Source organism: Rhizobium sp. LARHSG275 (assembly GCF_052871115.1).
In genome coordinates this window covers 19,757-40,462 of record NZ_JBIXJN010000005.1, presented here as the reverse complement: position 1 = coordinate 40,462, position 20,706 = coordinate 19,757, and the positions used below count along the sequence as shown (strand labels likewise).

Genomic DNA, 20,706 nt, shown 5'->3' with positions numbered 1-20,706 from the left:
CGCAATCCCGCAACATCTAAGTAGGCCTCGGGTGGTGCGGTACCCGCCGCTCAGCGCTCGATGACCAGGTCGCTGAGCGGCTTCGAGCAGCAGGGCAGGAAGAAGCCGGCGTCGATTTCCCTCTGGCGGATTCCGCCATTGTGGTTCATATCGACCGTGCCTGACGTAAGCTTCGACTTGCAGGTGCCGCAGACGCCATTCGCGCAGGACGACGGGATCCTGACACCTGACTTCTTCGCGCATGAGAGCACGCTCTGGTCGCCTGTTACCTCGATGCTGCGGGCCTGCTTCGAGAAAGTGACCTGAAAGACTTTGGCAGATGCCTCCTGAACCGCAGGGATTTCCGGTTCGTCGATGACCGCTGCGTCGAAGCTTTCCTCCAGATAGTTCGAGGCGGGCACGCCGAGTTCGGCGGCAATGCCGCGCGCGGCGGCCATGAACGGGGCGGGGCCGCAGCACATCACGATCCGCTCGGCGATATCGGGAACCGCAAGCCTGATATAGTCTTTCGAAATGCGACCGGTCAGACCGGGCCAGGACGGTTCGCCGGCCACGGTCTCGGGAAGGAAATGCAGGCGGAGGCCTTTCAGCCTGCGGGCGATGCAGGCCAGTTCGTCGCGAAAGATCAGGTCCTGCGGCGTCCGGCCTGCATGCATGAAGACGATGTCGGCGGGTTCGCAGCTGTCGGCGAGTTCACGCAGAATGGACATGACGGGGGTGATGCCGGAGCCGCCCGACAGCAGCAGAAGCTTACGTCCCGACCGCTCGGGCCTGACGAAATGGCCAAGTGGGCCGTTCGCCTTGACGGTCGCCCCGGGAACCAGCATGTCATGAAGCCAGTTGGAGATCTTTCCGCCGGGCACGCGCTTCACCGTCACGGAGAAAGCGTTCGTCCGATGCGGCGAGGAGGAGATGCTGTAGCACCTGTTTTCAGCCTCTCCATTGTGTTCCAGGTCGAACAGAAAATACTGGCCGGCCTTGAACGCGAACCGCTTGCCGTCGCGCGAAGCGAAGGTGAAGGTCTTGACGTCATGGGTCTCCTGCTGGACGTCAAGGCAGACGAGCGCGTCGTCTTCTTCCGGGTTCCAGACGTCGTGAAGGGCGGCCCTGGCTACGGGCATCTGCGGGCTCCTAGTATCCATGGGCGCGCATCCGATCGATGTACCAGCTGGCGAACTTGTCGAGGTTCGTCTCGGAAAACCGGGAGTAGGGGCCTGGCTGATATGCTGGGTCGAGAGTGCCTGCATGGGAGCGCGCGACGAGATCGGCGTCCTGGTCCGTCGTCGCGACCCAGACATCCGTCAGCTTGTCGAGATCGTAATCCACGCCTTCGACGGCGTCCTTGTGGACCAGCCACTTGGTCCTCACAAGCGTCTTGCCGGCGGAGAGCGGAATGACGGTTGCCACCACGGCATGGTCGCCCATGAAGTGGTTCCAGCTGTTGTGGCCCCAAAGATGCATGTCGCCGAGATCCTTGCGGGTCATGTGGCCGAGAAGCTTGGAGGATGCGGCGGTGGCGTTGTGGGTCTGGGATTCGCCGGCGCCTGCGATGATCAGCCGCTGGGTGCGGAAGTTGGTGGCGCAGTCGGCGAGCTGCTCGACCGCAGCCGAGGGGAAGCCGTCCGACTCCCACGCCTTCGTCCGCTCTTCATACAGCCTGAAATGCTCCTCGGCCTGTTCGCGATCCTCCGGGCTCAGCGTCTCGGGGTCGAAGCCGAAGTCGAGATCGACGAAGGAGACGCAGAGCTCCGGATGGTTCGCGGAGCAATGGTAGCATTCACGATTGTTTTCCATCGTCAGCTTCCAGTTGCCGTCCTCGATGACATCCGTTTGGAAGGCAACCTTTGCGTTCCGGATGTCGTAGGGGGCGAGGCGCTCGGTCATGGCCTGTTCGAGGATGGCAATATCCTCGGGCGGATTGTCGGAGAGACAGACATAAATCAGTCCGCCGATCGATTTGAAAGTGACGGGCTTGAGGCTCCGACACTCTTTGTCGAAGTCCTTGCCCATGTGAGGCGCGTAGCTGAGCTCACCCGTCAGTTCGTATGTCCAGGTGTGATAGGGACAGACGAGTTTCGAGACGATCGTCTTGCCCGGATCGAGAAGGCGGGAGCCGCGATGGCGGCAGACATTGTGCAGGACGCGAATTTCTCCATCGTCGTCGCGCAGAAGGATCAGGCTCGTCTTGCCGATATCGATGACCGTGGCGTCACCCGGTTCGGGAACATCGCAATCGAGACCGACACAGATCCAGTGATTGTGGAAGAAGACGTCGATGTCTGCTTCGAACACGTCTTCTCTGACGTAAAGGCCGGCCGGCAGAGAGTGACCGTTGGCACGAGCGTCGAGAAGAGCCGAAATGGACGATGGGAGCTTGTTTAGCATCAGAACCTCTTATGCGAGAGTTTCCCCAGATTGCCCTTGCAGTTCCGATGTTTCAACGGCATAAAAAATTAGCTTCGCATAAGTTTTTATCATGCGATGAGGGTTCTGTGATGCACTTTAGAAGACGGATCCCGTCGCTGACGGCCCTGGTGACCCTGGAGGCGGTGCTCAGAAAGAAGAGCTTCACCACCGCTGCGGCCGAATTGGGCGTCACCCAGGCGGCGGTCAGCAGGCAGATTGCATTGCTGGAGGAGGAATTCGGCCAGCCCTTATTCGTGCGCAAGCATCGAGCGATCGAGCCGACGGCGGCATGCATCAACCTCGGAGCCACCCTGGCCAAAAGCTTTGCCGATATTGCCGAGGGCGTGGAAGCGCTCCAGTCGCGCAGCCAGGACGTACTGACTATAGGGGCGACCGTTGCGTTCTCCTCTTTCTGGCTGCTGCCGCGGCTGGCCGAATTCCGCCGGGCGAACCCGGGTATTCTGGTGCGGGTGATATCCCAGGACAGCCCGATCGCTCTCGACGACGGCGAAGTCGATGTGGCAATTCGATATGGTGTGCCTCCGTTCAGCGATAGCACCGTCATCGCCTCGCGCGGCGACGTCATTTGCCCCGTCTGCTCTCCCGACTATCTCAGGCGACGCGGAGATGGTCCGCTCGGCTCTGCCGACGAATTCATCGAAACGGACGTTCTCGATCGTTCCTGGTATAGCTGGGCCCAGTGGTTTTCGCTGACCGGCGCCAACCTCAATGTAAAGCCGTCGCTTCGGTTCAACCACTATACCGAAACCATCGCTGCCGCGCGCGCAGGGCAAGGCATTGCCTTGGGATGGCGTATGCTGGTCGGCACCTTTCTGGAGGATGGAACCTTGATGCAGATCGGCGGCGGCGAGCTTGCGGCGGAGGATCGTTACAATGTGATCGTGCCCGTCAAAGCCAAGCGAAGCAATGCACGCGACCTTGCCGCCGCCTGGCTGACGGCATCACTGCACGGTTGATCGAAGCGTGGTCACATACCCAGCCCCACGGTTGCCGTCCGGTGAACGCCTTTCGGGACGAAGGCGAAGCGATCTGCCAGGCCCAGGAAATCGGCCGCCAGGTGAATGACGGAAAGCCACATTTCCGTCCCCTGCAAGCTCGGTTCACTACCATCGGCAAAGGGGAATCCTTCGCCATCCCGCCATCTATCCAGCGCCCTTGAGATGAGCTTGCGGGCGATCGCCTCGCCGTCGGCCCGTCTGTAGTCGGTCTGCCGGGCAATCAGCAGCAGAGGATGAATCGTATCGAGCAGGTTGCACGCATTGTATTTTGCCGCAACGAAGCCCTTGTGGTTGCGGTAGTTGAGGTGAACCGTTTCGAGTGAGGCGTGCGGGTGGGGAAGTGCCACGCCGAACTGGGCGTAGGTGCCGCGCGTCAGGCGATAAAAGCCGTTCACCGGTTGAAGCCATCCTTCCGCCGCGGTCGGTTCACCCCAGAGCCCCGAAACGCTGTTGGCATTGTGGCTTAGCCACTCGAAGAGCGCCTGCCGTGAATGCCTGACGCCGAAATACTTCGCGTTGAAGTACATGGCAGTTCCGATCGCATCGGCCACGCTTCCGGCGTGCCATGCCCGGGTCGACCAGGGCAGGGCGCTCAGCCATTCATCCAACTCCCCGGCCTCGAGCTCGACTGCATGGACCGGTTGGCGCGGACCGGAACCAAGCAGTTCAAGCGCATAGCCAACCGCAAGGACGTTATAGAGCGCCTTTGGATCATTCCTCAGCGCCTTGCCATGCATGCGGGCATGTTCTTCCGGGAAAAGGCCGGTCTCTCGGTCCTGAAGATCTTGGAGACGCTCGACGGTCTCCGCCGCATCGAGATCGGGCGGCAGATGGCCGAAGCCGGCAGCGATCTCGATTGCATCGCAGAGATGCCGGATCGCCGGTCTGCGGACGCCGTCTGCTTCCGGCGATTGATAGGTCCCTTGCGTTTTCCAGCGTGCCAGAATGTCCGGCCACTGGTCCTGCGCTTTCTGACCGAGCCTGACCAACTGATCTTCGATGTCGCCATTGCCTGTTTTCCGGGGTGCCGAGCCTCGGCTCCGCAGCACCCGGGCGGGCACGCCACCGGCAATCGCCATGGCGGGAATGTCCCCGGTGACCAGCGCTCCGGCGGCGATCACTGCGCCATTTCCAATCGTGGCGCCATCGAGGATCACGCAGTTGGCGCCGATCCAGACATCGTCGCCGATCACGATGCCGATTCTGACGACGCCCTGGCGGTGTATAGGAATGGTTGGATCGTCGAAACCATGATTGAAGCCGACGATCGAGGCATGCGAAGCAATCCGCACGCCATGACCGCACGTCACCGTGCCGGAAACACAGGCATAGGGATTGATGGTGCAATCGTCACCGAGGGTTATATCGCCGCGAACGAGCGCGTGCCCGGCGATCCACGACCGCTCGCCCATTGTCAGGCTTTCGGTGAAGATTGCGGCGTGCTCGGCGATGTAGGACGTCTCGGCCAGCTCCGCACCGCATGATCGCCGGAGTTCCGCCCTGCGGGCGAGGTGAGCGGGATGACGAAGGTCAGACGCAATGTGTTCCCAGGTCAGGTATTGAAGCCTCCGCGCTTCCCTCTCTTCGTTCACTGACGATTGCGGGCTGCCGGCGTGATCCATCTCGATCCTCATTCTAGGTCAACCGCCGAATATTCGTCTGCCTTCGGCGATCCGTTGCCTCGCTGCATAAGACGGTCTGATTCGTCCAAAAGCAAGACTTCCGACAATGGCGGCGCAGCCCTCGTTGAAATGGCTCCAATTGCTTTGATCGGGTCCGGCCTCCCGGCGACCGATGTGATCGCAAGTGTCCGTAGGATGGCCCCTCGTAGCGGCTTGCCATGCGGGCGGTCGATGCGGCTCCTGTCCGAATTCGCGATTTGCAGAGACGTGATGCACGCGCACCGATTATCGGCCGCGTGCTGAGCCATCTGGAAACGTCGATGTCGAGTTATGCCGCGCTCAGAAGTTCAGCGCTCACCGGCATTCCCATATGAAAGCCCTGGGCGCGGTCGATGCGAAGATCCTTGAGAAGGGAATATTGGGCTGCAGTTTCGACGCCTTCCACCAGGATCGTATTCCCGCGATTGCGGATGAGAGCAATCATGTCCTGAAGCATCGTCAGACCGCGTGGGTTCGAGCTGTCGTGCAGGAAGGTTCGATCGACCTTGACTGTCTGAAACTCGATTGCCCTCAGCCAAGAGAGGCCCGCGAAGCCGGAGCCGAAGTCGTCAAGCCAGATTTCGACGCCGAGTGCACGCAGATCGGCAATGCATTTGAGCACCTCCGACTGCATATCCATGTCCAGGCCCTCGGTGACTTCCAAGGCTAATCGCGACCCGCAGACCCCGCACCGAATAAGGATATCAGCGACACTAGTGGCAAAGCCGGGGGAGCGCAGCTGTATCGGCGACACGTTGACGCTGACGGTCGCCATGCGATCGGTCATCAGAATATCCCGGCATGCCGTCTCGATCGCCCACCTGCCCAGTTCGAGGATAGCGCCGCTTCGTTCTGCAACCGGGATGAATGTCTTCGGCGAAACCGCCGTGCCATCAGGCATCCTGAGGCGCATCAAAGCCTCGACAGCCCTTGCTTTCCCGTTCGTCACGTCGAAAATCGGTTGGTACACGAGCGAGACCAGTTTGCGATCGATGGCGGCCGCGAGCAGGGGCACGAGTTTACCGGCATAATCGTCGGGGCGAGGCAGCAGCGGATCAAAACTGCGAATGCAGTTTCGGCCGCTTGCTTTAGCATTGTAGAGAGCGAGGTCGGCTTCACGCACTATTCGTTCAACTTTCTCTCCAACTTTTTCGCGGGTGAAGGCGACGCCGATGCTGACAGTTACGATCGAGGTATCATCCGGTCGCTCGTCGTGGGCAATCGCGAGAGACTCGACTTCCATTCTGATCTTCTCGGCGACAGCCATCGCGACCTTTGGAAGGGCCGCAGGCATGACCACGATGAACTCCTCGCCGCCATACCTGCCGATCATGGCATCGGACGACTCTACAATCGCCTTCAGCGCATTGGCGATGACAGTCAGGCATCGGTCTCCTTCTTGATGTCCGTAGCGATCATTGAAGCGTTTGAAAAAATCGACGTCGATGAGGAACACGGAGAAGTCGCGGCGTTCGTCTTTCCAAGCGGCCCAGCATTCGTCGAGCCGCCGATCCAGCGCGCGTCTGTTGCTTATGCCTGTCAGGTAGTCGGTATGTGAAAGCTCGAGCAGTGACCTTCCGCGCTCGGACGCTTCCCAGTGCTGGTGGCGAGCCTCCGCCGCGTTCAGCAACACGTTTCGGCGCTCAACATTCAATCGCCAATTGACGAAAGACGTGAAAGCAAAGCACGAAATGTAGAACAGCCCGAAAGCGAGCTTGTAGCTTTGGCTGGAAGGAAAGAGTTCCTCGATCGTAATGAAAAACGCGCAGAGAACGAGCCCGGAGGTGATCACCGAAAGCCGAAACGGAAAACTGAAAAACAGGTTGGCGCCCATCATGAAGATGGCGCCGAATATCATGTAGTAGGACATAGCAGTGACGTCGTGGGTGGCAATCGCCGGGTAAAGCCAGCCTACATAGCCCACAAGCAGTGCAGTGGCGCACGTAATGTCAAGCCAGACGGTTTTCGCATTTGCCAGCCGCAAGACTTCGAACGCCAGCAGGGCGATCGTCGCAACGGCGAATCGGGCGGCGATCGTCGCAGGCGCAACATCGGGGATCAGCCAACGGTCGGGAAGTGCGAAGGCCACATAGACGGCAACCGCCATCCAAAGACCGTGCCGCGAGCTCTGCCTTCGGACAGCATCATTTTCAATTTTCAGAGACTTGAGGGCCTCGGCGAATGAAATGCCGGCGGTTGGTTCGTCCCGCTGGACATTATCGCAAGCCGCGATCATGCAACGACGCCGACCCGAAAGCCATCTAAAGTATGTTGAAAAGTAAGCCATACTTCGGCGCCCTCCAAAATCGCATTCGGCAACTTGCAACCGGTTTGTCTTATTGCTTGGCTTTGTTAGAGGGGTAGCATCGGACCCGCAAGAGTAGAATTACCCTTATCCCGTGTAGATTCTAGTCGCATCCTATTTCGAGGTTGATTATGCTTAACGCTATGTCAAGAGGATCTCGAAATGGAACAAAGCCTGGTATTCGACGGTGAAAGTCTTGTTGCGCCTGGCGAAATTCGGCGGGTGGCAAGGAGGGTTGCTGCCCCGGATCCCGGCGATCTTATCGTTGCCCAGGCCGAGCTTGCCCTCAGCCTTGACGTGTCGATCCGTCAGTTCAAATCCGGCGTCGAGCCTCATGTGATCATCGAGCGTCTTACCGAAGCCTTGCATCAGATGCGGCGGCGCTTTCATCCGCAGGTGTGGGACGTCATCGTTCCGATCGCGCAATCTCATCCCGTTGCTCACTATCTTCATCAAGATCCATTGACCCGCTGGTCGTTTGAAAAGCCGCGCGGCTATTCCGGCGACGCACGTCTTCTCGATTTCATCTACGGCAGACCTGAGATTGAGGACGCCGTCGCATCAGCGAGCGACTTGGGACGTTCGATCTACGGCTACACTCGAAATGCTTCGTCATCCATCGCAGTACGGGAGCGTCGAGACATTCTGGCTCGCCGCGTTGACGAAATCGCTTCGGTCCGGCCGGGTTCCACCGAAGTCCTCGCCATTGCCGCCGGGCATCTTCGCGAGGGGCCGTTGTCGCACGCTCTGAGCGCGGGCGCGATCAGACGCTGGGTAGCGTTGGATCAGGACCCGATAAGCGTTGGAACCGTCGCCCGCGATTTCGCCGGCACCTCCGTCGAGGCGGTGAACGGGTCGGTCAAATCCCTGATCGGTGGAAGGCATGCGCCGGGAATGTTCGATTTCGTCTATGCCGCCGGTCTCTATGACTATTTGCCGGACGCGGTAGCCGTACGGCTGACCAGGAAGTGCATCAGCATGCTTAAGCCTGGCGGCACATTCCTATTCGCCAACTTCTCTCCGGAGACGGATGTCGATGGCTATATGGAGACATTCATGAACTGGGCCCTGCTGTTGCGGTCGGAACGAGAGCTGGGCTCGATCGCCGGCGACAGCGTGACTGGCAATGATATGAAGGTGTCTGTTTGGTCCGGCTCAAACCGGAGCATTGTCTATTGTGAAATTCAAAGACCGCGTTAGGTCGCAAAAGCGATTTGAGATTTCCACCCAAAACGCCCTTGTCAGATGCGTTCTATGCGGACCGGATACGCGCCGCGCACCAGCAACGGCTCGAAGCCATCGTCGAAGCGGCCGAGCCGGATCAGCCCGTCCCAGCGGTAATCCGCGTAGAACAGGGCCAGGTTACCCCACGGTTTGAAGTAGCAAAGGTCGCCCGCCTGCTCGTTTCCGAAAGCACCACTCCCTTCTTCGGTCAACTTACGCGGCAGATAGACGATCTTTTCGTTCCTGCCGTAGTCCTCGATCTTGAGGTTTAGGGGCAGCATGGAAGCAAGATCGCGCGCCGACGGATTATCGAAGAGTGTCGCCGTCAGGGGAAGATTGTTGAAGTCAATCCTGATCCTGACATCTGACACCTTGTGAGTGGTCGAGCTGTGCCCGTCCTGCCCTTGCGCCACGAGAGGGAGGGCGGCGGCCGCCAACGCTCCGCCCAAAATCGCGCGACGGCTCATGAACGTGGATGTCATCGACATAGCGCGCCTCGCGTCAGACAGGTTGAGCCGTGGGCCGGAACAAGATTTCGTTGATGTCGACATCGTCTGGTTCGTTCACCGCGAAGGCGACCGTTCGGGCGAACGTGTCCGCGCTGATGGCGATCCTGCTGACGAACTCCTTGGTGCCCGCCTGGATGTCCTTTTCGCTGATGTGTTCGAGCAGTTCGGTACTCACTGCGCCGGGTGAAATAATCGTGGTGCGGATATTGTATGGCTTCACTTCCTTCCGCAGCCCCTCGGAGAGGGCGCGCACGGCGAATTTCGTCGCGCAGTAGACGGTGGCACCCGGATCGACCACATGACCGTAGACGGAGGACACGTTGATGATGTGCCCGGACTTCTGCGCCTTCATGTGCGGAAGCGCTGCTGCGATGCCGTAGAGCACCCCTTTGATATTCACGTCGATCATGCGATCCCACTCGTCGACCTTGAGCCGTTCGAGCGGCGCCAACGGCATCAGGCCGGCATTGTTCAGCATCACGTCGATGCGGCCGAACGCGTTGACGGCGGTGTCGACGAGCTTCTTGACTTGATGTTGATCCGTGACGTCGGTTTGGACTGCCTTGGCTCTATAGCCTTTGGCGGCCAGCTCCTCAGCCAGCGTAGCGATACGGTCACTACGCCGCGCGCCGAGGACGACGGACGCGCCGCGCTCAGCAAGGTGACGCGCGGTGGCTTCGCCAAGCCCGCTGCTTGCGCCGGTGATGACGACCACTTTGTTTTCAATTCCTTGTGACATGATGATCTCCATTTTTGAGGTTTCGGAAGGTTTCAGGCGCGGCGGCCGGCGAGTGCGGCGAGGACAGCCGAACCGGCGAGAAGGCAGGCGGCCAGAAGGAAGGTGCTCCACCATCCCGCGGTGTCGAACAGTACGCCGCCAGCGAAAGCGCCGCCGGCAATGGCGAGTTGGATCAACGCCACTTGCAGCCCACCTGCCGCTTCCAACTCACCGGGGACGGTGGCGGCCATCCAGGTGTTCCAGGCAACGGGAATCGGGGTTGAGAAAAATCCCCACATGACGAGCAGGGATGCCGCAACCGCCGCGAACGGCCCGAGAGCGATCAGCAGCAGGGCTAGGAGCGCAAGAGCACCCGGCAGGCCTACGAGAACGAGACGGAGGTGCCGCCGGGCGACGAAGCCAATGACGGAGGTTCCAGCCAGTCCACCGACGCCAAGGCCGAGAAGCACCATGGATAGAACATTCAATTCGAGGCCCGTGACGCCTTCGAGGAATGGACGAAGATAAATGGACAGCGCGTTCTGGCCGATGAAGGCGAGAGCGGTCGCCGCCATTCCTATCGCGAATGTGCGATTGCGCAGCAGCCCGAATATTCTGGCCACCGAGACGGTTGATGTCGCCGGCATCCTCGGCAGGACGACCAGTTGCCAGACGAGCGCGGCAATTCCGATTGGCACCGTGATGAAGAAGGTTCCGCGCCATCCGATCAACCCGCCAAGAAAACTGCCGAGCGGTGCGGCAAGGACGAGGGCGAATGCGGTGCCACCTTGAAGAAGCGCAATCGCCTTGGGCAGGTCACGGTCCGAAGCCAGGCGTGCCAGAATAGCCGTCGACAGCGACCAGAAGCCGCCGATCGAAACGCCGACCAGGGACCGCCCGACGAGAAAGACTAGGAAGTTGGGTGCGAGGGCAACCGCCAAGCTCGATGCAACAAGAACCGCCGTATAGAACAAGACGACAGACTTCCGGTCGATCCTCGCCAGGAATGCATTGCCGAAAAGACTGGTGATAACCGCAAAGACTCCCGACACGGTGATCGCCAATCCGGCTTGCCCCTCTGACACCGAGAGATCCGTGGCGATTGGAGTCAGAAGGCTCACAGGGAGAAATTCCAGCCCCACCAGCAGGAAAGTGAGCAGCGAGAGACAGGTCACAGCAGACCATGAGGTCGCCGTGTCGTCCGTCAGTGAGGTCTCATCCAATGTCAACTCGACGGTCATGCATGTTCTCCTGTCCGTTGCCAGATAGATAGCCGGACTGGTTTTGCGCGACTAGAAGCTATAATCTGAATGTCGTGATGAAGGAGATTCAACAATGCGGCGCGACGAGTTCACGGAAATGCGTGCGTTTCTGGAGGTGGCTCAGGAGCGGAGTTTCACGCGCGCTGCATCAAAATTGGGAGTCACGCGCTCGGCGTTGAGCCATACGATCAGCGCGCTCGAAGCCCGGCTCGGCGTCCGGCTTCTCTCCCGCACGACGCGTGACGTGGCTCCCACGGCGGCTGGTGCGCGTCTCGTGGAAAGCATCCAGCCGCATTTCGAGAGCATCGCCGCCGGGATCAGTGCCCTCGGCGCGTTGCGCGACAAGCCTTCGGGCACAGTCCGCCTCGTATGTCCCGATGATGCCGTGGAGCTGGTCTTCCGTTCGAGGCTGCCGGCATTTTTACGGGATTACCCCGATATCACCGTGGAACTCATCGTCGACAACGGTTTCACTAATATCGTGGAGCGGCAATTCGATGCCGGCGTGCGGCTCGGCGAAGCGATTGCGCGCGACATGGTGGCCGTTCGCATCGGATCCGATATCTCTTACGCCGTGGTCGGATCACCCGAATATTTTGCGGCCCGCACTGTGCCTTCGACCCCGCATGACTTGACGAACCACAATTGCGTTAACCTGCGTCTTCCGACGTCAGGCGCTCTCTATGCCTGGGAGTTTGAAAAGGATGGCCGCGAGTTCAGCGTTCGTGTGGAAGGCCAACTCGTGATGAGCAACATAGGGCCGGCGATCAATGCCGCTCTCGATGGGGCGGGGCTGTCTTATGTGCCGAGGGACCTTGTCCGGCAATATTGTGACAGCGGTCAACTGAACGAAGTGCTGGCGGATTGGGCACCAACGTTCCAAGGATATCATCTCTATTACCCCAGCCGGCGCCATCCGTCCCCGGCTTTTTCCGCCTTCGTCGAAGCCTTTCGCTACCGGCATCGGTAACCAATGATGGACTCTGCGGCAACTCAGCGGCGGGTGGTCACCCCAAGGATCACATTCACGAAAAACTCGAACCGGACCTGTCCCAGCCTTCCTTGACCGTTTCCATCGCGACATTCGTCGATGTGCTGGCGACGTGGGGCAGTGTCGAGATGCGCTCGCCGAGGACGCGGCGGTAGCGGCCGATATCGCGGGTGCGGATCTTCAGGAGATAGTCGAACCTGCCGGCGATCATATGGCATTCTTCGACTTCGCTGATCTTCTTGATGGCATCGTTGAAGCTTTTTAGCGCGTTCTCGCGGGTATCGGAGAGCTTCACCTCGACGAAAGCAATGTGGTCGAGCTGCATTTTCGACGGATTGAGGACGGCCTTGAAGCCTTCGATATAGCCTTCGCTGATCAGCCTTTTGAAGCGGAGTTGGCACGGCGTCTTCGAGAGGCCGACACGCGCCGCGAGATCGGTGATCGACAGTCTGCCGTCCTCGGCAAGAGCCGCGAGGATTTTTCTGTCGAATTGGTCCAATTCACTAAATATATCGGGTTCGCCAGCCATTTGAACTCTCAACAGTGCTTTAATAAGTTCATACAGGCTAAAATCTGCAAAAATCAAGTGAGATCGAGATCTGCGATCTGTGATACTTTGTGCGTCGGCAATGGGATGGAAGGCGCAGGCGCTGACGGATCGCCAGGATCGCATCGGCGCCGCACGCAAAATGGGGTCACGCATGCGCAAGGAAGAACCGGATGACGATCAGAAGCCGGACCTGCTCGCTCACTACCGACCGGTGGCGATAAGAGCGGTTGCTGCGGCGCTCACCCTCAAGCGCAACAATCCGGATGCGCGTCCGCTTCGCGAGACGGAATATTCCGGCCCGGCCGCCTCGGACGACGCTGATTGGGACGATGAACCCGGCATCTCATTCATCCGTTAAACTAGATATCGACTGATAGGGACCTTCATGTTGAACGCAGCGATCGAGACTACTCAATCCAAAGACGCCGCCGACGGCGCGCCGTTTTCCGGCTTTGCGCCACCGATCCGACCGCAATCCGAACTTCGCCAGGCCATCACCGCAGCCTATCGCCGGCCGGAAACCGAGTGCCTGCCGCCGCTCGTTGCCGCCGCGCGTGTCTCCGAGGCAAAACGCTATGACATTCGCAGTACGGCCCGCAGCCTGATCGAAGCGTTGCGCGCCAAGCACAAGGGGACCGGTGTCGAAGGGCTGGTGCAGGAATACTCGCTCTCCAGCCAGGAAGGCGTGGCGCTCATGTGCCTCGCCGAAGCGCTGCTGCGCATTCCCGATACCGAAACGCGGGACGCGCTGATCCGCGACAAGATCGCCGAGGGCAACTGGACCTCCCACATCGGCGGCGGAAAATCCATGTTCGTCAACGCCGCAACCTGGGGCCTCGTCGTCACCGGCAAGCTGACGTCGACGGTCAACGACCGAAGCCTGTCGGCAGCGCTGACGCGGCTGATCGCGCGCGCCGGCGAGCCGGTCATCCGCCGCGGCGTCGATATGGCGATGCGCATGATGGGCGAGCAGTTCGTCACCGGCGAAACGATTGCGGAGGCGCTGAAACGCGCCCGGCCGCTGGAAGCGCGCGGCTTCCGCTATTCCTACGACATGCTGGGCGAGGCCGCGACGACGGGCGCCGATGCCGAGCGTTATTACCGGGATTACGAAAAGGCGATCCACGCCATCGGCAAGGCGTCGGACGGGCGCGGCATCTATGACGGCCCGGGCATATCGATCAAGCTTTCGGCCCTGCATCCGCGTTACGCAAGGTCGCAGGCCGGACGGGTAATGAGCGAGTTGCTGCCGAAGGTGAAGAAGCTCGCCGCTCTCGCCAAGACCTATGATATCGGCCTCAATATCGACGCAGAGGAAGCCGATCGGCTGGAGCTTTCGCTCGATCTCCTCGAGGAGCTTTGCTTCGCCCCTGAGCTTGCCGGATGGAATGGGCTCGGCTTCGTCGTACAGGCCTATGGCAAGCGCTGCCCCTTCGTCCTCGACTATATCGTCGATCTCGCGCGCCGTTCCGGGCGCCGGATCATGGTTCGTCTCGTCAAGGGCGCCTACTGGGATGCCGAGATCAAGCGCGCCCAGTTGGATGGTCTCGAGGATTATCCGGTCTATACCCGCAAGATCTACACCGATGTCGCCTACGTCGCCTGCGCGCGCAAGCTGCTCGATGCTCCGGATGCGGTCTTCCCGCAATTTGCCACCCATAACGCGCAGACGCTCGCCACGATCTATCGTCTGGCCGGTCCCGATTTCACCGTCGGCAAATACGAGTTCCAATGCCTGCACGGCATGGGCGAACCGCTCTACGACGAGGTCGTCGGAAAGGAAAAACTTGACCGGCCCTGCCGCATTTATGCGCCTGTGGGAACACATGAGACGCTGCTCGCCTATCTGGTTCGACGCCTTCTGGAAAATGGCGCCAATTCCTCCTTCGTGCACCGCATCTCCGATCCGAATGTCTCGGTCGAGGCGCTGATCGCCGATCCCGCCGAAACCGTCGCAGCCATGCCTGTCGTTGGCGCGCCCCACGCGCAGATCGCCTCGCCGAAGGCTCTTTACGGCAACGCCCGGGTCAATTCCGATGGTCTCGATCTCTCGAACGAGGCCACCCTTCTGGATTTGGCCGAGGCGCTCACTTCTACGGCTGCTGCGCCGTGGCATGCGCTTCCCATTCTTGCGGATGGCTCTACGGATGGGGTAACACGCGATGTTCTCAATCCTGCCGATCACCGGGATGTTGTCGGCACGGTGACCGAAGTGAAGGTCGAGGACGCCACGCGCATCGTTTGCATGGCTGCGGAGTACGCGCCGCAATGGGCCGCCGTACCGCCGGCCGAGCGCGCGGCCTGCCTGGAACGGGCCGCCGACATCATGCAGGCCCGCATCAAGGTGCTGATGGGCATCGTCATGCGCGAGGCCGGAAAGTCTGCGGCCAATGCCGTCGGCGAAGTGCGTGAGGCGATCGACTTCCTGCGCTATTACGCCGAGCAGGCGCGCAAGACGCTCGGCCCCTCGCATGCCTCCCTCGGCCCGATCGTCTGCATCAGCCCGTGGAATTTCCCGCTGGCGATTTTCACCGGACAGGTCGCCGCAGCCTTGGTGGCCGGCAATCCCGTGCTTGCGAAACCGGCCGGGGTCACGCCGATCATCGCTTCGGAGAGCGTGAAGATCCTTCACGAGGCGGGCGTGCCGGTCGGTGCCTTGCAGTTCGTGCCCGGCAGCGGCCGCCTCGGCGCCGGCATGGTCGGGGCTCAGGAGACGGCAGGCGTCATGTTTACCGGGTCGACCGAAGTTGCCCGCATGATTCAGGCGCAGCTGGCGGAACGGTTGTCGGCGAGCGGCAAGCCTATTCCGCTGATCGCCGAAACCGGCGGTCAGAACGGCATGATCGTCGACTCCTCGGCATTGGCCGAGCAGGTGGTGGCCGATGTCATTGCCTCTGCCTTCGACAGCGCCGGTCAGCGCTGCTCGGCCCTCAGGGTTCTCTGCCTTCAGGACGATGTCGCCGACAGAACCCTCCATATGCTGAGGGGCGCCTTCCGCGAACTGACGATTGGCCGTACGGATCGGCTGAGCGTTGATGTCGGCCCAGTCATCAACGACAGCGCAAAGACGGAGATCGATCAGCATATCGAGCATATGCGCGGTTTAGGCCGCAAGGTGGATCAGCTGCCGCTGCCGGAGAGCGCTGCGGCGGGGACCTTCGTTCCGCCGACAATCATCGAGATCAAGTCGCTGTCGGACCTGACGAGGGAAGTCTTCGGACCGGTGCTGCATGTCATCCGTTTCAAACGAAACGGGCTCGACCGACTGATCGACGACATCAACGCATCGGGTTATGGTCTGACATTCGGGCTTCACACCCGGCTGGATGAAACGATCGCGCATGTGACCAGCCGCATCAAGGCTGGAAACCTTTACGTCAACCGGAACATCATCGGCGCCGTCGTCGGCGTGCAGCCGTTCGGCGGCCGAGGCCTGTCGGGAACGGGACCGAAGGCCGGCGGTCCGCTCTATATCGGCCGGCTGGTGCAACGTGCGCCCGTGCCGCCGCAGCAGGATTCCGTTCATACGGACCTCGCCCTTCGTGACTGCATCGTCTGGCTCGACAAGAAGGGTTTATCGGGCGAGGGAGAAGCGGCGCGTGGATATGCAAGCCGCTCGGCACTCGGGCTCGAACGTGAGCTCACCGGTCCGGTCGGGGAGCTCAATCTCTACGCGCTGCATCCCCGCGGCCGTATTCTCGTCGTGCCGCAGACGGAAGGCGGGCTTCATCGCCAGATCGCCGCAGCCCTATCGACCGGCAACCACATCGTCGTGGACGCCGGCTCCCTATCGAAGTCAGTCCTGGCGGATCTTCCGGCGGCAGTCTCCAGCCGGATTTCCTGGACATCCGATTGGGAAAAGGACGGGCCGTTTTCCGGTGCCCTCGTCGAAGGGGATCGCGACAGGGTCCTGGCCGTCAATCAGAAGATCGCCCACCTGCCTGGTCCGCTTCTGTTGGTCCAGGCCGCGACGAGCGAGGAATTGGCGAGCGATCCCGAAGCCTATTGCCTGAATTGGCTGCTGGAGGAGGTGTCGACGTCGATCAACACTGCAGCTGCCGGCGGCAATGCAAGCCTCATGGCCATCGGCTGAGTAAAGACGAGGGCGTTGAAAATATGGTCATCGTCGGCATCCATCGCCGATCAAACTCAAGACGGGAAAAGGGCCTCTGAGCGCTGCATGACCCGAAGCGTGTCATTCCAGTCATTTGCATGGACGATTCACGTCATGCAGGTGGAGGGAGGTTCAGTCGAAGAAGCCCGCATCCTCTTCCCTGAGATATCTCCTGGCCGCTTCGGCGTCGATATCGAGGCCCAGCCCCGGCGCGTCCAGCAGGTCCACCATGCTGTCCTTCACGATCTGCGGCGGCAAGCCGACGACCAGATCCTCCCACCAGGGGTCGGTGGCGCTCGGATATTCGAACGCGATGTAATTTGCCGGCAAGGTGGCGCAGACATTGATCAACGCGCCGAGCCCCAACAGGCCGTTGGCGGTGCCGTGCGGCGCCATCAGGATCGAGTGCATGTAGGCGTGTTCGGCGACCCATTTGAGCTCGGCAATACCGCCGATATCGGCTGGATCGGGGCCGATGACGCGTACCGCCTGCGTCTCGATCAGTTCCTTGAAATTATGTCGCAGGTAGATCTGCTCACCGGTGTGGATCGGCGTCGAGGTGGAGGTTGTCAGTTCCCGATACGCCTGCGGATTGACCCACGGCACGTAGTCGCCAGTCAGCATGTCCTCGAGCCACATCAAATTGTACTTCTCGACCGCGCGAGCGAACCTGATCGCATCGGGCAGCATCCAGCCCGGGCCGCAGTCGAGCGCCAGGCTGACTTCGTCGCCCAGCACTTCCTTCATCGCGATCACGCAGTCGAGCATGTGATTGAAACCGCGCTCGCTGATTGCGCCCTGGTCCTTGGCGCCGTGATAGCCGGCCTTATTCTGCGTCACGCCGTAGTGGAAGTCCTCGATGGTGTCCTTCATGTTGGAGTGGAACGAGATTCCTTGCTTGACCATGAAGAAGTTCTGCGGCTGCTCCATCATCCATTTGACGTCGGCGGCGTAGTCCTCCGGCCGGTCGCCCGTGCGTTTCTGGCGGATCGAGCCGTTGTAGACGCGCACCTTGTCACGCACCTTGCCGCCGAGCAGTTTATAGGCGGGCACGCCCGCGGCCTTGCCGGCAATATCCCACAGCGCATGCTCAATAGCGCTCACCGCCGCGCCGTACGGCTTGAAAGAGCCGCGTTGGCGGATCTTCAGCATCACTCTCTCGACGTCGGTCGGGTCCTCGCCGATCAGCGCCTCGCGGAAATGCAGCACAAAGGGCTTGAGGTAGGTCTTGGTGAATTCGACTTCACCCAGGCCATAGAGGCCCTCGTCCGTCACGATGCGGACAATCGGGTGTTTGCCGATAAGGGCACAGCGGAGATCGGTGATCTTCATCTTCGGTTCTTTCGCCTCAGCTCCAGGTGCGATCCCAGGAATACTCATCGTCCCAGCGATCCGTAGGCTGCCAAATGCCGGTGACGCCCGGCTGCAGGTGCTGCGAGATCACCTCGTCGACGACATCGTCAATCCCCAGGCCGGGCTTGTCCGAAACGGTGATAAAGCCGTCCTTCACGAGTGGCTTGGGAAGGCCGGTGACGATATCGTCCCACCAGTCGACATCGACAGAGTGGTATTCGAGCGCCATGAAGTTTTCAGTCGCGGTCGCGACATGGGCCGCGGCCATGGCGGCGATTGGACTTTCTGCCATGTGGATGGCCATGGCGACGCCATGGTCCTGCGCCATATCGCCGATCTTTTTGGTCTCGAGAATGCCGCCGCTGGTGAGCAGGTCCGGGTGGATAATGGAGAGGCCGCCGCTCTTGAGCAGAGGCCCGAAGCCCTCCTTGAGATATATGTCCTCGCCGGTGCAGATCGGCACCGTAGTGGCGTCCTGCAGTTGTCGGTATTGCTCAGTGTACTGCCATGGGATCACATCCTCGAGCCAGGCTGGCACGTATTTTTCAATTCGCCTGGCAAGGCGAATGCCGTTCTGCACTGAGATGTGGCCGATGTGGTCGATGGCGAGCGGAATATCCATGCCGATGACTTCACGGACCTCGGCGATGTATTGTTCAAGGAAGTCGAGACCCTTGTCGGAAAAGTGGAGGCCAGTAAACGGGTGCGGGACGTTATGCAGATCGTACGCAGCATTGCGGGCACGCCGCTCTTCAATAGTCTTCAGCGGCCCGCGACTGGGACCGTTTCGGTATCCTTCTAGTGAGCCGGCAGGAAACACGACCGCACCGGGCACGTCCGCGATCTGCATCAGCCCCAGATCCATCTTGAGGACGGTGAATCCGAGCTCCATGCGCTGCTTGAGGCGCCTGCCGGTCTCGGTACCGCTCGGCACGGTGGCATCAGTATCGCAGTAGACGCGCACTTTCTCCCGAAACCGGCCGCCGAGCATCTGGTAGATGGGGACGCCGTAGGCTTTCCCGGCGAGATCCCACAACGCGATTTCGACTGCCGATACGCCGCCGCCTTGCCGGCCGTGCCCGCCGAACTGCTTGATCCGGCGAAACAGGCGGTCGATGTTGCAAGGGTTCTCGCCAAGCAACCGGCTCTTCAGCATCAGCGCGTAGGTGGCGCTGGCGCCGTCGCGCACCTCGCCAAGCCCGACGATACCCTGATTGGTGTAAATCTTGAGCAGTACTGAGGTGAACGGCGCGCCTATAATTTCGGCTACTCGCAGGTCGGTGATGCGAAGGTCGGACGGCTTGGAATGCGTGTTCACGCGATTGAGCGCCTCGTCGGCTCCATCTGCCTCTAGCATGATTTAATCCTCATTCTGATCGGCCGGGTTCGCCGCCGCGCACGCTGGTGGCGGCGTAGATTGTTGGCTAGGCCAGTTCAATCTCGTGATTTTGAAGGTAGTCGCGGTTCATTTCGACGCCGAGACCGGGCTTGGGCGCAAGCTTGAGGCTGCCGTTCGAAACATCGAGTGGTCTGTCGATGAGATGATCGTATTTGCCCAGGTTCCACTCCGACGTTTCCAGTTTGTAGAAGTTGGGAACGGTCATCATCACCTGCGCTCCCGCAACCACGTTGATCGGTCCAGCGGCGTCATGTGGCGAGACTGGGATGTAGTAGGCCTCGCATAGGGCAGAAATTTTCTTGAGTTCAGTAATGCCGCCGGTCCAGGTGACGTCAGGCATGATGTAGTCGGCGAGTCTGTTTTCGAGCACCGGCACGAAATCCCACTTCGTGTGGCCGCGCTCGCCCCACGAGATAGCGACGCTGACCTTTTCGCGCACCTGCCTGAGAGCGTTGAGGCTCTCCGGTGGACAAGGCTCCTCGAACCAGTCGATCTGACCGGCTTCCTCGAGGCTCCGACAAAGGCGAATGGCGGTGGGAACGTCGAAGCGGCCGTGCGCATCGATGAGGATGTCGACATCAGAGCCCGCCGTTTCGCGGATCAGAGCCGTGAGTTCGGCGGCTTCGCGCTCATCCTTGCGGGTCATGCTGCCATCGAGGTAGCCGTCCCGCTGTTCGCGAGGCAGTCCATCGGCGGTGCGGCCTTGGTAGGGGAAAGGATCGAACTTGAGCGCCGTGTGGCCGGACTCGACGATGTCTCGAATTTCCCGGACCACAGCCTCATTGCTGGTAAATTTCGCCTGATTGGGATGGGTGTAGAGCGCAATTTCATCGCGGACCGGTCCGCCCAACAGCTCGTAAATCGGCTTAGCCAGGACTTTGCCTCGGATGTCCCAGAGAGCTATGTCGATGGCGCTTACGCATTCGACTGCGGCGCCGCGACTGCCCATATAGGTGAAGCTGCGGAATATCTTGTGCCACAGATACTCGATACGCGCCGGGTCCTCGCCTGTCACAGCGGCACCGATCTGCCGCAGGATCGTGCAGAGGGCGCGATTGGCGAGCCTCGTCGTGGTGGTGATCTCTCCCCAGCCGCTCACCCCGTCGTCGGTCGTCACTTCGACGAACAGAAACTCTCCCCAATAAGAAGCATCGGATCTGATTAGCCACGGCCGAACGCTGGTGATTTTCATCTC

General features: G+C 60.5%; 16 protein-coding genes. 5 read left to right on the top strand and 11 right to left on the bottom strand.

Features of this window, described 5'->3' with window-relative positions; genetic code table 11:
• Window positions 1-50: 50 nt before the first annotated feature.
• Window positions 51-1,121 (bottom strand): FAD-binding oxidoreductase, encoded by a 1,071-nt coding sequence (locus ACIPSK_RS07350; protein ID WP_170276036.1) that lies wholly within the window; start codon window positions 1,119-1,121, stop codon window positions 51-53.
• 10 nt (window positions 1,122-1,131) lie between these two features.
• Window positions 1,132-2,385 (bottom strand): aromatic ring-hydroxylating oxygenase subunit alpha, encoded by a 1,254-nt coding sequence (locus ACIPSK_RS07345; protein ID WP_446532757.1) that lies wholly within the window; start codon window positions 2,383-2,385, stop codon window positions 1,132-1,134.
• Between the two features lie 110 nt (window positions 2,386-2,495).
• Between ACIPSK_RS07345 and ACIPSK_RS07340 the strand changes: the two genes are divergently transcribed.
• Window positions 2,496-3,383: a LysR substrate-binding domain-containing protein gene (locus tag ACIPSK_RS07340; RefSeq protein WP_446532905.1), complete on the top strand. Its 888-nt coding sequence runs from the start codon at window positions 2,496-2,498 to the stop codon at window positions 3,381-3,383.
• A gap of 11 nt (window positions 3,384-3,394) precedes the next feature.
• Here ACIPSK_RS07340 and ACIPSK_RS07335 read toward each other — a convergent pair whose 3' ends face one another.
• Together ACIPSK_RS07335 and ACIPSK_RS07330 are read right to left on the bottom strand one after the other, a co-directional pair.
• Window positions 3,395-5,047, bottom strand: a complete 1,653-nt coding sequence (locus ACIPSK_RS07335; RefSeq protein WP_446532756.1) for an acyltransferase — start codon at window positions 5,045-5,047, stop codon at window positions 3,395-3,397.
• Window positions 5,048-5,375: 328 nt separating this feature from the next.
• The gene (locus ACIPSK_RS07330) at window positions 5,376-7,373 is read right to left on the bottom strand and encodes a putative bifunctional diguanylate cyclase/phosphodiesterase (RefSeq protein WP_446532755.1); all 1,998 of its coding nucleotides are present in this window, start codon (window positions 7,371-7,373) and stop codon (window positions 5,376-5,378) included.
• 180 nt (window positions 7,374-7,553) lie between these two features.
• On the opposite strand from ACIPSK_RS07330, the gene ACIPSK_RS07325 reads away from it, so the two are divergent.
• Complete coding sequence (locus ACIPSK_RS07325; RefSeq protein ID WP_162116247.1) at window positions 7,554-8,591, top strand: class I SAM-dependent methyltransferase; 1,038 nt, start codon at window positions 7,554-7,556, stop codon at window positions 8,589-8,591.
• A gap of 41 nt (window positions 8,592-8,632) precedes the next feature.
• Here ACIPSK_RS07325 and ACIPSK_RS07320 read toward each other — a convergent pair whose 3' ends face one another.
• Genes ACIPSK_RS07320 through ACIPSK_RS07310 form a run of 3 tightly spaced genes read right to left on the bottom strand, consistent with a single transcriptional unit; the run spans window position 8,633 to window position 11,083 of the window.
• A complete protein-coding gene (locus tag ACIPSK_RS07320; RefSeq protein ID WP_017967563.1) occupies window positions 8,633-9,103 on the bottom strand; it encodes a cyclophilin-like fold protein in 471 nt (156 codons plus the stop codon).
• Between the two features lie 13 nt (window positions 9,104-9,116).
• Window positions 9,117-9,863 (bottom strand): SDR family oxidoreductase, encoded by a 747-nt coding sequence (locus ACIPSK_RS07315; protein WP_026154505.1) that lies wholly within the window; start codon window positions 9,861-9,863, stop codon window positions 9,117-9,119.
• 32 nt (window positions 9,864-9,895) lie between these two features.
• On the bottom strand, window positions 9,896-11,083 hold the full coding sequence (locus ACIPSK_RS07310; protein ID WP_446532754.1) for an MFS transporter: 1,188 nt from the start codon (window positions 11,081-11,083) through the stop codon (window positions 9,896-9,898).
• Window positions 11,084-11,177: 94 nt separating this feature from the next.
• On the opposite strand from ACIPSK_RS07310, the gene ACIPSK_RS07305 reads away from it, so the two are divergent.
• Complete coding sequence (locus ACIPSK_RS07305; RefSeq protein WP_446532753.1) at window positions 11,178-12,074, top strand: LysR family transcriptional regulator; 897 nt, start codon at window positions 11,178-11,180, stop codon at window positions 12,072-12,074.
• Between the two features lie 55 nt (window positions 12,075-12,129).
• Here ACIPSK_RS07305 and ACIPSK_RS07300 read toward each other — a convergent pair whose 3' ends face one another.
• On the bottom strand, window positions 12,130-12,624 hold the full coding sequence (locus tag ACIPSK_RS07300) for an Lrp/AsnC family transcriptional regulator (protein WP_170256631.1): 495 nt from the start codon (window positions 12,622-12,624) through the stop codon (window positions 12,130-12,132).
• Between the two features lie 172 nt (window positions 12,625-12,796).
• Between ACIPSK_RS07300 and ACIPSK_RS07295 the strand changes: the two genes are divergently transcribed.
• Window positions 12,797-13,003, top strand: a complete 207-nt coding sequence (locus ACIPSK_RS07295) for a hypothetical protein (RefSeq protein WP_170259571.1) — start codon at window positions 12,797-12,799, stop codon at window positions 13,001-13,003.
• 27 nt (window positions 13,004-13,030) lie between these two features.
• Window positions 13,031-16,738, top strand: coding sequence for a trifunctional transcriptional regulator/proline dehydrogenase/L-glutamate gamma-semialdehyde dehydrogenase (putA, locus tag ACIPSK_RS07290; RefSeq protein WP_446532752.1), 3,708 nt, complete (start codon window positions 13,031-13,033; stop codon window positions 16,736-16,738).
• Window positions 16,739-16,891: 153 nt separating this feature from the next.
• Here the strand turns inward: putA and ACIPSK_RS07285 are convergent, their stop codons facing one another.
• The 3 genes from ACIPSK_RS07285 to ACIPSK_RS07275 form a co-directional block, all read right to left on the bottom strand.
• On the bottom strand, window positions 16,892-18,091 hold the full coding sequence (locus ACIPSK_RS07285) for a mandelate racemase/muconate lactonizing enzyme family protein (RefSeq protein WP_446532751.1): 1,200 nt from the start codon (window positions 18,089-18,091) through the stop codon (window positions 16,892-16,894).
• Between the two features lie 16 nt (window positions 18,092-18,107).
• Window positions 18,108-19,469 carry a mandelate racemase/muconate lactonizing enzyme family protein gene (locus tag ACIPSK_RS07280; protein WP_446532750.1) on the bottom strand — a complete coding sequence of 454 codons (1,362 nt, stop codon included), beginning with the start codon at window positions 19,467-19,469 and terminating at the stop codon, window positions 18,108-18,110.
• Between the two features lie 67 nt (window positions 19,470-19,536).
• Window positions 19,537-20,703, bottom strand: coding sequence for a mandelate racemase/muconate lactonizing enzyme family protein (locus ACIPSK_RS07275; RefSeq protein ID WP_446532749.1), 1,167 nt, complete (start codon window positions 20,701-20,703; stop codon window positions 19,537-19,539).
• Between the last annotated feature and the right edge of the window lie 3 nt (window positions 20,704-20,706).